Annotated in this window: 8 protein-coding genes; 4 read left to right on the forward strand and 4 right to left on the reverse strand. The window is 71.1% G+C overall.

Translation table 11 applies throughout. From position 1 onward, the window contains the following. Nucleotides 1-264 precede the first annotated feature (264 nt). Both SALPAC4_RS0103450 and otsB read left to right on the forward strand, forming a co-directional pair. Nucleotides 265-1,665, forward strand: coding sequence for an alpha,alpha-trehalose-phosphate synthase (UDP-forming) (locus SALPAC4_RS0103450; protein WP_018732775.1), 1,401 nt, complete (start codon nucleotides 265-267; stop codon nucleotides 1,663-1,665). Continuing rightward, nucleotides 1,662-4,265: a trehalose-phosphatase gene (gene otsB, locus SALPAC4_RS0103455; protein WP_019869178.1), complete on the forward strand. Its 2,604-nt coding sequence runs from the start codon at nucleotides 1,662-1,664 to the stop codon at nucleotides 4,263-4,265. Before SALPAC4_RS0103450 ends, otsB begins: the two co-directional genes overlap by 4 nt. Before the next feature lie 133 nt (nucleotides 4,266-4,398). Here otsB and cobA read toward each other — a convergent pair whose 3' ends face one another. The 3 genes from cobA to cobC are packed head-to-tail and all read right to left on the reverse strand — an operon-like array spanning nucleotide 4,399 to nucleotide 7,908. After that, nucleotides 4,399-5,658, reverse strand: a complete 1,260-nt coding sequence (gene cobA, locus SALPAC4_RS0103460) for a uroporphyrinogen-III C-methyltransferase (RefSeq protein WP_019869179.1) — start codon at nucleotides 5,656-5,658, stop codon at nucleotides 4,399-4,401. 34 nt (nucleotides 5,659-5,692) lie between these two features. Continuing rightward, nucleotides 5,693-6,784 (reverse strand): nicotinate-nucleotide--dimethylbenzimidazole phosphoribosyltransferase, encoded by a 1,092-nt coding sequence (gene cobT, locus SALPAC4_RS0103465; RefSeq protein WP_019869180.1) that lies wholly within the window; start codon nucleotides 6,782-6,784, stop codon nucleotides 5,693-5,695. Continuing rightward, on the reverse strand, nucleotides 6,784-7,908 hold the full coding sequence (gene cobC, locus SALPAC4_RS0103470; RefSeq protein WP_019869181.1) for an Rv2231c family pyridoxal phosphate-dependent protein CobC: 1,125 nt from the start codon (nucleotides 7,906-7,908) through the stop codon (nucleotides 6,784-6,786). The genes cobT and cobC overlap by 1 nt, the downstream gene beginning before the upstream one ends. A 121-nt stretch (nucleotides 7,909-8,029) precedes the next feature. Here cobC and SALPAC4_RS0103475 point away from each other — a divergent pair, with 121 nt between their 5' ends. Next, a complete protein-coding gene (locus tag SALPAC4_RS0103475) occupies nucleotides 8,030-10,162 on the forward strand; it encodes a transglycosylase domain-containing protein (RefSeq protein ID WP_019869182.1) in 2,133 nt (710 codons plus the stop codon). Between the two features lie 77 nt (nucleotides 10,163-10,239). Further along, on the forward strand, nucleotides 10,240-11,058 hold the full coding sequence (locus SALPAC4_RS0103480) for an SURF1 family cytochrome oxidase biogenesis protein (RefSeq protein ID WP_019869183.1): 819 nt from the start codon (nucleotides 10,240-10,242) through the stop codon (nucleotides 11,056-11,058). A 60-nt stretch (nucleotides 11,059-11,118) separates the two neighbouring features. Here the strand turns inward: SALPAC4_RS0103480 and SALPAC4_RS0103485 are convergent, their stop codons facing one another. Then, nucleotides 11,119-11,325 (reverse strand): hypothetical protein, encoded by a 207-nt coding sequence (locus tag SALPAC4_RS0103485; protein WP_018252110.1) that lies wholly within the window; start codon nucleotides 11,323-11,325, stop codon nucleotides 11,119-11,121. Between the last annotated feature and the right edge of the window lie 243 nt (nucleotides 11,326-11,568).

Consider the following 11,568-nt stretch of genomic DNA (forward strand, 5'->3'; position numbering starts at 1 on the left):
GGAGCCGAGGTCGCCCGTCGGCGGGGCCGATCATTCCGGCCCGCCGTCAATCCTGACAGGTCACCCCCGCTGCGCCCACATCACCCCGCCGGGCTGGCGCCCGGTCGTGCCGCCCGCCAGTCCCACAGAATTGTCAACAAGATCACGTTTGGGGTTCAGTGCCGACAAGCGGGTGAGCTAAGTCCGGCACGGTACACCAGACGCCGCGGCTACGCTCAGTACGCTCGTCGCGGGGGATTCGTCAGCACCCGGAGGTGGCCCAACGTGACCGTCCGCAGCTCCTTTGTCGTAGTGGCCAATCGACTGCCCGTTGACGAGGTGAGCACACCCGAGGGACGGCAGTGGCGACGTAGCCCGGGTGGGCTCGTGACCGCACTGCATCCTGTCCTCGCCGAGCACCACGGCACCTGGGTGGGCTGGGCCGGCGGTAAGGGGGCCGCGCCGGAGCCGTTCGATCTGGAGGGCATCCGGCTGCATCCGGTGCCGTTGAGCTCGGAGGAGTTGGAGCGCTACTACGAGGGGCAGTCCAACGCCATGATCTGGCCGCTGTACCACGACGCGGTCGAGACCCCGGTTTACAAGCGCCGCTGGCGGGAGACCTACCGGCTGGTGAACGCCCGTTTCGCGGAGGCGGCATCGGATGTCGCGGCGGAGGGTGCCACGGTCTGGGTGCAGGACTACCAGCTCCAGCTCGTGCCGGCGATGCTCCGCGAGCTCCGCCCCGACCTACGGATCGGCTTCTTCCTGCACATCCCGTTCCCGCCGATCGAGCTGTTCATGCAGATGCCGTTCCGCACCGAGATCCTCCGCGGGCTACTCGGCTCCGATCTGGTGGGCTTCCAGCAGCGGCTGGCGGCGCAGAACTTCGTCCGACTCGCCCGGCACCTGCTCGGGCTGCGCTACGAGGGGCAGATGATCCAGGTCGACGGCCGCCGGGTGAAGGCGGGCGCGTTCCCCATCTCCATCGACACGCAGGAGATGGAGCGACTCGCGGTGGATCCGGCGATCCGGGCGCGGGCGGAGGAGATCCGCGAGGAGCTGGGGAACCCACGCACGATCATCCTGGGGGTCGACCGGCTCGACTACACCAAGGGCATCGAGTTACGACTCAAAGCCTTCCGCGAGCTGCTCTCTGACGGAAAGTTGACAGTTCCGGATGCGGTTATGGTGCAGGTGGCGACGCCGAGCCGGGAACGGGTGGAGCACTACCAGGCACTTCGCGTCAAGGTGGAGCGCGAGGTTGGTCGGATAAATGGCGAATTTGGCCGGGTTGGGGTACCGGCGGTGCATTATCTGCACCAGTCGTACAGTCGCACCGAACTGGCCGCGATGTACGTCGCCGCCGACGTGATGATGGTGACCCCGCTGCGAGACGGAATGAATCTGGTGGCCAAGGAGTACGTAGCAGCGCGCGCCGACCGGGGTGGCGCGCTCGTGCTGAGTGAATTCGCCGGCGCAGCCACCGAGCTGCGCCAGTCGTTCCTGTGTAACCCGCACGACCCGGACGCGGTCAAGGAGGCCCTGCTGCGGGCCGTACACGTGGAGAAGCCGGAGGCCCGTCGCCGCATGCGGACAATGCAACGTCATCTGCGCACCCACGACGTGGGGCACTGGGCGAAGTCCTTCCTCACCGAACTCGGCGTACCGGGACCGGATGCCTCGTGAGCACCGGCACCACACTCAACAACCCGGTCGGTGGCGGCCTGGAGCAGGAGCTGCGCACCGCGATCGGTCGCATCGCCCGCGTCCCCCAGCTGCTGATCGCCTGTGACTACGACGGCACCCTCGCCCCGATCGTTGAGGACCCGAGCCGGGCCGTACCGCTGCCGGAGGCCGCGGCGGCGGTGCGGGCACTCGCCTCGCTACCGCAGACCAACGTGGCGGTCGTCTCCGGGCGGGCGCTACGTGACCTGGCCGCCCTGTCCCGGCTGCCCAGCGAGGTCCATCTCGTCGGCAGCCACGGCTCCGAGTTCGACATCGGCTTCGTCGAACGGCTCTCGCCCGAGTTGGTCGCCGTCCGCACCCGGCTCCGCGAAGCGCTGCACGAGATCGTCGCCGCCCACCCCGGGATTCGGCTGGAGCGCAAACCGGCCAGTGTCGCCGTACACACCCGCGGGGTTGACCCGCAGGTCGCCGCCGCAGCCGTCGAGGCGGTCCGCAACGGCCCCGCGACCTGGGACGACGTCACCGTCACCCAGGGCAAGGAGGTCATCGAGCTGTCGGTGGTCGCCACCCACAAAGGCACCGCCGTTGACCAGCTGCGTACCCAGCTCTCCGCCAGCGCGGTGCTGTTCATCGGCGATGATGTCACCGACGAGAACGCCTTCGGCAACCTGCACGGACCAGATGTCGGCATCAAGATCGGGCCCGGCGAGACCAAGGCGCAGTATCGGGTAGCCGAGCCGATCGAGGCCGCCCGCGCCCTCGGCCTGCTACTGGAGACCCGACGGAACTGGCTCTTCGGCGAGCGGGCGGTGCCGATCGAGCGGCACTCGATGCTGGCCAACGGCCGCACAGTCGCGCTCCTCACCCCCGAAGCCAAGGTCACCTGGCTGTGCAATCCCAAGCCCGACTCGGCGGCGATCTTCGCCGACCTGGTCGGCGGCAGCCCCGCCGGCTACTTCAGCGTCATGCCGGAGCGCGGTGGCATCCCACTCGGCCAGCGCTACCGCCCGAACACGATGACCGTGGAGACCCGGTGGTCCGGCCTGACCGTGACCGACTGGCTGGACACCCCGGACACCGAGACCACACCGGACGGACCGGCGATCGTCAGCGCCGACTCGGCCCTGGTCCGGGTGCTCACCGGACGCGGCCGGGCGCAGCTGGAGTTCGCCCCCCGGCCCGAGTTCGGCCAGGTCGCCGTCCAGCTCCAACCGCTCGACGACGGGCTGCTGGTACTCGGCTCCAACCACCCGGTCGCGCTCTACTCCCCCGGCGTCACCTGGGAGGTGGTCGGCGACGGCGTATACGAGACGGCGAAGGCCGTCGTTGACCTCGCCGCCGCCAATGGGCCGATCGTGCTGGAGATGCGCTTCGGCACCCACAGCCTGGAACACCACCGGCAGCCGATTCACGAACGGCAGGCCGCGGCGGAGCAGCCCTGGAAGGACTGGGTGGCCACCCTGCGGCTGCCGACCACCGGCCGGGACCTGGTCGCCCGCAGCGCGCTCACCCTCCGCGGGCTGTGCCACCAGCCAAGCGGGTCGATCCTGGCCGCCGCCACCACCTCCCTCCCCGAGGAGCTGGGCGGCGTGCGCAACTGGGACTACCGCTACTGCTGGCTCCGGGACGCGGCGCTGACCGCCCGCGCTCTGGTCGACCTCGGCTCCACCGAGGAGGCCGAGGCGCTGCTGCGCTGGATCGACGGAGTCGTTGACCGCACCGGTGGGCACCCCGAACGGCTACACCCGCTCTACACGGTTGACGGTTACGAACTGGGCGCCGAGGCGGTCATCGACACCCTGCCCGGCTACGCCGGCTCCCGGCCCGTCCGGGTCGGCAACCTCGCCAACCACCAGCTCCAACTCGACGTCTTCGGTCCGATCGCCGACCTGATCGCGGCCGTGGCCGACGCTCGTGGCTCCGTCCGGGACGACGAGTGGCGGGTCCTGGAGAACATGGTGGAGGCGGTCCGCCGCCGCTGGCACGAGCCGGACCACGGCATCTGGGAGGCGCGCCTGGCGCCCCGACACCACATCTTCTCGAAGGTGATGTGCTGGCTGACCGTCGACCGGGCGCTGCACGTCGTCCGCAAGCACGGCGGTGAGGAGCAGCCCGAGTGGGTGGAGCTACGGGACCGGATCGGCGCCAACGTGCTCGAGTTCGGCTGGCACGAGCAGGCCGAGGCCTACAGCGTCGCGTACGGGCATGAGGACAGTGACGCCTCCTCGCTCTGGATCGGCCTCTCCGGCCTGCTCCCCGGGGACGACCCCCGGTTCGTCTCCACTGTCCTCAAGATCGAGGCAGATCTGCGCAGCGGCCCGGTGGTCTACCGCTACCACTGGGAGGACGGCCTACCCGGCCGGGAGGGCGGCTTCCACATCTGCACCTCGTGGCTGATCGAGGCGTACCTGCGTACGGGCCGCCGCGGCGACGCGGAGGAGCTGTTCTCCCAAATGATCGACACTGCTGGACCAACCGGGCTGCTGCCCGAGCAGTACGACCCACTGACCGAGCGCGGGCTGGGCAACCATCCACAGGCCTACAGCCACCTCGGCGTGATCCGCTGCGCTCTACTGTTGGACAACATGCTCAAGCAGTGAGCCGCGGCCCCGACAGCCGGCGCACCCCACGTCGGTCGGGTCTCCTCGTGGTGGCGGCCCGCACCGGGCCGTCACCACGAGCGCCGGCCGTCACCACGAGCGCCGGGCCGCCAACACGAGCGTCCGGCCGCCCTCAGGAGTCCAGCGCCCCGACCACGTCGCCAACGACCACGACCGCCGGGGGGCGGATGCCCGCCGCAGCCACGTCGGCCGCCACCACGCCGAGCGTCGAGCGGATCGTACGCTGAGCGCCGGTCGTGCCCTCCTGCACGACCACGGCCGGGGTCTGGGCCGAGCGACCGTGGGAGACCAGCGTCGCGGAGATCGCCGCCAGATTCTTCAGTCCCATCAGAATCACCAACGTGCCACGCAGCCCGGCGAGGTGCTCCCACCGCACCATTGAGGCGGACGAATCCGGCGGAACGTGCCCGGAGACCACGGTGAACTCGTGTGCGACCGCCCGGTGGGTCACCGGGACGCCGGCCCCGGCCGCGGCGGCGATGGCGCTGGTCACTCCGGGTACCACCGTCACCGGTACGCCCGCCTCGGCGCAGGCCAGCAGCTCCTCGCCACCGCGACCGAAGACGTACGGGTCGCCCCCCTTGAGCCGGACCACGGCCCTGCCGGCCAGGGCCCGGTCCACCAGGATCCGGTTGATCTCCTCCTGGGTACGGGCCGGGCCGTAGGGAATCTTGGTCGCGTCCACCAACTCCACCTCGGGGCCCAGCTCGTCCAGGAGCAGCCCGGGCACGAGCCGGTCGGTGACCACCACCTCCGCCTCGGTGAGCAGCCGCCGCCCCTTGACAGTGATCAGCTCCGGGTCACCCGGTCCCGCGCCGACCAGGGCGACGTGCCCAGGGCGGCGGGTTGGGTGCACCGGCCCCGGGGCCTCGCCGGCATCGGCATCGGCATCGGCCGGCGGCGGGGCCAGCCGACCCGGCCCGGCGGCGAGCAGATCTCGGACGGCGTCCCGGACGGCCATCGATCGGCGGGGGTCACCGCCGCCGAGAACCGCCACCGTCACCGGGCCCTGCCGGGTCACCGCCGGCGTCCACGCGGTGGCGGCGGCGCGATCATCGGCCCGAACACAGAAGATCCGCCGCTCGTCGGCCACCGCGCTGATCGCGGCGGCGGCGCCCGGGTCATCGACTGCGACCTGCACCAGCCAGGCATCTTCGAGGTCATCCGCGGCGAACCGCCGCCGCTGCCAGCGCAGCCGACCGGCGTCGGCGTGGGCGCGTAGCGCCGGGGTCAGCTCCGGCGCTACCAGGAGGACATCCGCGCCCGCGTCGAGCAACGCCGGCACCCGGCGGGTGGCCACGACTCCGCCACCGACGACGACCACCCGCCGGCCGGCCAGCCGCAGACCGAGTGGGTACGGGTTGCCGCTCACGCCGCCGTCCCGTCCGGCCGGACGGGCAGTGCACTCATTTCTGCGCCACCCCCGCCGAGTCGAAGGTGGCGACCTCGTGCAGCACGCGGACGGCCCCTGCGACCACCGGTAGGGCCAGCAGCGCTCCGGTGCCCTCCCCGAGGCGCAGCCCGAGGTCGACCAGGGGGGTCAGCCCCAGTCGGCGCAGCGCCACCGTGGCTCCCGGCTCGACCGAGCGGTGGCCGGCCACCATCGCGCCGGTGGCGGCCGGGGCGAAGGCCGCGGCCGCCAGCGCGGCCGAGTCGGCGATGACGCCGTCGAGCAGCACCGGCACCCGGCGGGCGGCGGCGCCCAGGATCAACCCGGTGAGGGCGGCGTGTTCGAGGCCGCCGACCGCGGCCAGCACGCCCAGCGGGTCCGTCGGGTCCGGCTGATGCCGGCGCAGCGCCGCCCGGACCACCTCGATCTTGCGCTGGTGCGTCGGATCGTCCACTCCGGTGCCGCGGCCGGTCACCGCGGCGGGGTCGGCCTCGGCGAAGACCGCGATCAGCGCGGCGGCCGGCGTGGTGTTACCGATACCCATATCCCCGGTGAGCAGGATGGCGGCTCCGGCATCGACGAGTTCACCGGCGACCTGAATGCCCGTCTCCACCGCGGCCCGGGCCTCATCGCGGGTGAGGGCGGCGGTGACGGCCAGATCCCGGGTGCCGCGCCGGACGTTCGCCTCGACCAACCGGGGTCCGGCTCCGCCGGCCGGAGCCGGGCCGGGCGGCACGGCCGTACTGGGTGTTGGGGGCGTGGCGACCCCGACGTCAACGACGGTGACCGCGGCGCCGGCCTGCCGGGCGAAGGCGTTGACCACCGCCCCGCCGGCAAGGAAGTTGCCGATCATCTGCCCGGTGACCTCCTGCGGCCAGGGCGTCACGCCCTGGGCGTGCACCCCGTGGTCGCCGGCGAAGATGGCCACCGCGGCCGGCTCGGGTAGCGGCGGTGGGCAGGCGCCGGCCAGGCCGGCGAGGCGAAGGGAGAGGTCTTCCAGCACCCCGAGGGAGCCCGCGGGTTTGGTCAGCCGGCGCTGCAGGTCCGCGGCGGCAGCCATCGCCTGCTCGTCGAGCGGTGCGATCGCCGCCCTCGTCGTCTCCAGCATCATCCCTCCAGAATCTCGGCCAGCACGGTGGTAAAGGCGTCGGTCGTCGCCGGATCGCGGACCGCGATCCGCAGCCAGTCCGGGCCCAGCCCGGGGAAGGTGTCGCCGCGGCGTACTGCCCAGCCTCGATCACGCAGGGTACGGCGTACCGCGTCGGCGCCCGGGTGGTGGACGAGGACGAAGGCGCTCGCTGGCCGGCCGACGACGCGTACCCCGGGTATGGCCGCCAGGCGGGCGAGGAGGTGGTCGCGGTCGGTGGCGAGGTCGGCCGCGATCTGGCGCTCAGCTCGCACCGCTTCGGGACCGGCGCAGGCCGTCGCGGCAGCGAGGGCCGGGGTGGAGACCGGCCACAGCGGCTGTACGGCGGCCAGGCGGTCCAGCAGGTCCGCTGCACCGAGCAGGTAGCCGACGCGCAGCCCGGCCAGCCCCCACGTCTTGGTGAGGCTCCGCACCACCAGCAGGCCGGGCAGGTCGGACCGGGCAGCAAGCGACTCCGGCTCGCCGGCGACTCCGGGCGCGAGGGTGGTGTCGGCGAACGCCTCGTCCACCACGAGCACCCGGCCGGGCCGGGCGAGCGCGGCCAGGTCGACGGCCGGGTGCAGCACCGAGGTCGGGTTCGTCGGGTTACCGATCAGGACCAGGTCGGCATCGGCCGGTACCCGGGCGGGGTCGAGCCGGAATCCGTCGTCGGGGTCGAGCAGCACCCGCTCGACCCGGTGTCCGGCCGCACGCAGCGCCGCCTCCGCCTCGGTGAACTGCGGGTGCACCACCACCGGGCGGCGGACCCCACGCAGCGCCTGGGCGATCAACACGAATCCCTCGGCCGCACCGGCGGTGAGCAGCACCTGCGCCGGTGGTCGACCGTGCCGGGCGGCGACGGCGGCCCGCGCCGCAGCGGAGTGCGGGTACCGGGCCAGGTCACCGAGGGCAGCGGTGATCGGGTCGGCCAGCCAGTCCGGCATCGGAGCCTGGCGCACGTTCACCGCGAGGTCGATCAGACCGGGTACGGCCTCGACATCTCCATGGTGCCCAAGATCGGGTTCGGGCGCCGCCGGACTGTCCGCCGGACTACCCGGCAGGGTGTCCGACGGCAGGGCCCCTCCCCTGCTCGACTGCGTACGCATGACCGCGATCCTGCCGGGAAGGGGGCGCGTGGCACAGCGGATCGCGACGTGGGCCGCGTCACGAACGACGGGTTAATGAATATTTCTCTAGTACGAATCGGAAATGTCATAACTTGGCCCTGTGAGCAACCGTCCCCTTGCTGCCGCCGGTCGTCTCGTCCCACTTCTCCGCGCCGGGCTCATCGCCGGCATCATCATCGCCGCCCTGGCCTACCCGATCGCCGCCGCAGCCGGCCTCGGCGCCAAGGTCACGGCGCATGCGATGGAACACAAGGCCAAGATCCTCAAAACGGCCCTGCCAGCCGAGACCTCGTACCTGTACGCGCCGGACGGCAAGACCGTCCTGACGATGTTCTACGAGGAGTACCGGCAGTACACAAAGCTCGGCGACGTGTCGCCGAACATCCAGCACGCCATCATCGCCGCCGAGGACGCCCGCTTCTACCAACACAGCGGCGTCGACCCCAAGGGCATCGCCCGCGCCTTCGTGGCCAACGCCCGCTCCAACGGCATCTCCCAGGGCGCCTCCACCATCACGATGCAGTACGTCCGGATGGCCCTGCGGGACAGCGCCACCACCCCGAAGGAGGTACAGGAGGCGACCCAGCAGACCAGCCTGCGCAAGATCCGGGAGATGCGGCTGGCCATGGACCTGGAGAAGGAGCTGACCAAGGAGCAGATCCTGGAGCGATACCTCAACTCCGCATACTTCGGGCATCGCGCCTACGGCATCTACGCCGCCAGCGAGATCTACTTCTCCAAGACCCCGAAGGACCTCACCGTGGTCGAGGCCGCCACCCTCGCCGGACTGGTCAAGTCGCCATCCCGGTTTGACCCGGCCAGCTCCGACCAGAAGGAGGCGACCGCCCGCCGCAACTACATCCTGGACCGGATGACCGACCTCGGATACCTCTCACCGGACGCCGCCGCCAGCACCAAGTCCGAACCGATCGAGCTGACCCTGAGCTACCCGTCCAACGACTGCGCGTCGGTGCCCCAGGAGTGGAACAGCTGGGGATTCATCTGCGACTACGTGAAGAACTGGTGGAGTGCGCAGCCCGCGTTCGGCGAGAACCGCCTGGAGCGGATGGACAAGCTGCGTCGGGGCGGGTACCGGATCGTGCTCAGCGTGGACCCGAAGATTCAGGAGGCGGCGGAGAAGAACGTCGGCACGAAGGGGAGAACGGGCAGCCCGTACGCCAACGGCATCGTGCTCACGGAGCCCGGCACCGGGCGGCTCAAGGCGATGGCGGTGAACCGGACGTACTCCCTGAACCTGGACGGGAATCCGCTCAGCTCCAACCCGGAGGCCGGCCCGAAGGTCAAGGCCAACTACCCGAACACGGTCGCACCCCTGCTTGGCGGCGGTGACCTCCCCGGCTACCAGGCGGGATCAACCTTCAAGATGTTCCCGCTGCTCGCCGCCCTCGATTCGGGTATGACCCTGAACACCACCTTCAACGCGCCGTACCGGTACCGGTCGGAGGTCTACAACGGCTGGGCCCCGTCGAACGCGAGCGGCGCCATGTCCGGAATGCAGACCATGTGGTCCGGCTTCGGCAAATCGGTCAACACGTACTTCGTCTGGCTTGAGGAGCAAGTCGGGGCAGACCGGGCGGTACGCCTCGCCGAACAACTGGGGCTGCGTTGGCGCACCGATGTGGACCGACACCACGCCGCTCCGGCGAACGCGAAGACCTGGGGCGCGTTCACCCTGGGGGTCTCTGACGCCACCCCACTGGAAATGGCGAACGCCTACGGTGCCGTCGCCGCCGAGGGCCGCTACTGCGAGGCGATCCCGGTGCAGGCGATCTACGACCGGGACGGCACACCGGCGATCTACCGGACTGCGGGCGGAATCGAGCGGGAGGTCGCCAAGCCCCGCTGTCGCCAGGTGGTCAGCGCTGACGCCGCCCGGGCCGCCACCGACGCCGCCCGGTGCCCCACCGGCGACTCCCCGGCCCGGGGCGGCTGCGGCGGCTGGTCAACGGCGGACAGCGTCCGGGGCACCGTGGGCCGTCCGGTGGCCGGCAAGACCGGTACCACCGACAGCACCCGGTCGGCCTGGTTCGTCGGATTCACGCCCGAACTGGCCGCGGCCAGCTTCATCTCCGATCCGGACAACCCCTTCAACGCCGTCGGTGACGGTCAGTCGCAGATTCCCATCCACGCGGTCGCGAACACCCTGCGCGACGCACTTGAGGACAAACCAACCCGCGACTTCACACCTCCCTCGGACGCGATTGTCGGCTGACCTGGGGTGCCGACCCGGGCCGGGTGGCGACCACCGGTGGTCGCACCGATCAACCCGCTACGGCTACGGGTAACCTCATGGCCGTGTACCGGTTCCTCTTGACGCCACGCTGGCTGGGCGCGCTCGCGCTGACCCTGGTCGCGGCGGTGATCATGGTGTTGCTCGCCGACTGGCAACTGGCTCGCTACCACGACCGCACCGCGATCAACGAACGGATTGACGCCGGCCAGCGGATGGACCCGGTACCACTGTCCGAGGCGGTAGCCGCCCCAACCGGGAACCCCGGCACCGTCGGGCCCGCCCCCACCACCGAACGAACCTGGACGAAGGTCAACGTCACCGGGCGGTACGACACCGCGAACGTGATCCTGGTCCGCGGGCGCTCACTGGACCGCACGGTCGGCTTCGAGGTACTGACCCCACTGCTGCTAACCGATGGCACGGCCGTGTTGGTCAACCGGGGCTGGGTCCCGCCCCCGTCGGGCGGTGACGCCACCGCCCAACCGACCGTGCCCGCGGCTCCCGCCGGCACAGTCACCGTGACCGGCCGGATCCGCCTCGGTGAGGGCGGTTCGCTTCCGGTCACCCGCCGCGACGGCAAACTGGAGACCCGCCGCGTCAGCCTGTCCCAGCTGGGCGGGGAGCTGCCGTACCCGATCTACGGCGGGTATGTGCTGCTCGATCAGCAAACCCCGACCGCCGATTCGACCTTCAAGCCGGTCCCGGTCGGCTACACGAACAACTGGCAGAACTACGGGTACGTGGTGCAGTGGTGGATCTTCGCCGGGATGACGCTGCTGGGCTTCGGCTACTTCGCCCGGCGGGAGGCCCAGCGACGGTCCGGAACGGTGCGCGAACGTCCCACCGACCGGACGGCCGAAGCAGCCTCCACCTGAGCCTGCGTACGGCGTCCGCGCCGCCACACCGGCACCACTGGCGGGCGGCGCAGCCCGGCGTCAGACCGAGACGGGCTCCTCGATGCGCAGTCCCCGGGCGCGCACCCCGTCAGCGACCCGAGCGAGCGTCGAATCGAGTGCGACCAGCGCGACAGAGAGCTGACCGAGCCGCTCTTTGAGTGACTCATCGGACCACGCGGAGACGTCAACGTCCCCCAAAGCACTGACGGCGGCCTCCAGGCGGGCCATCACCTCGTTCGTACTCATGTACGAAGGCTATACCACCCGGGTGACCGACACGCCGGAAACGCCCAGCCAGAACAGGACGTTATGGTTCCGACACTCGGGACGGCTGGGACGCGCCTGCGGGGCGACCACCCACCGCCGGCGCGTCCGCCTGCAGACCCGCTCGGAACGCCGAGCGCTGCCGGACCGACCTGGAGGCACCCAGGGCCAGCCCAGCAGGGGGTCAGTCCTGCTGGGAGCCAGGTCCCTGCTGAAGCCAGGTCC

Origin of the sequence: Salinispora oceanensis, from assembly GCF_000383575.1 — a bacterium.
GTDB lineage: Bacteria > Actinomycetota > Actinomycetes > Mycobacteriales > Micromonosporaceae > Micromonospora > Micromonospora oceanensis.

Bases quoted from the DNA above. Each gene is read 5' to 3' on its own strand.
- cobC (WP_019869181.1), bottom strand. From the start codon at position 7,908: ATGCGTACGCAGTCGAGCAGGGGAGGGGCCCTGCCGTCGGACACCCTG.
- SALPAC4_RS0103485 (WP_018252110.1), bottom strand. From the start codon at position 11,325: ATGAGTACGAACGAGGTGATGGCCCGCCTGGAGGCCGCCGTCAGTGCT.
- cobT (WP_019869180.1), bottom strand. From the start codon at position 6,784: ATGCTGGAGACGACGAGGGCGGCGATCGCACCGCTCGACGAGCAGGCG.
- SALPAC4_RS0103480 (WP_019869183.1), top strand. From the start codon at position 10,240: ATGGCCGTGTACCGGTTCCTCTTGACGCCACGCTGGCTGGGCGCGCTC.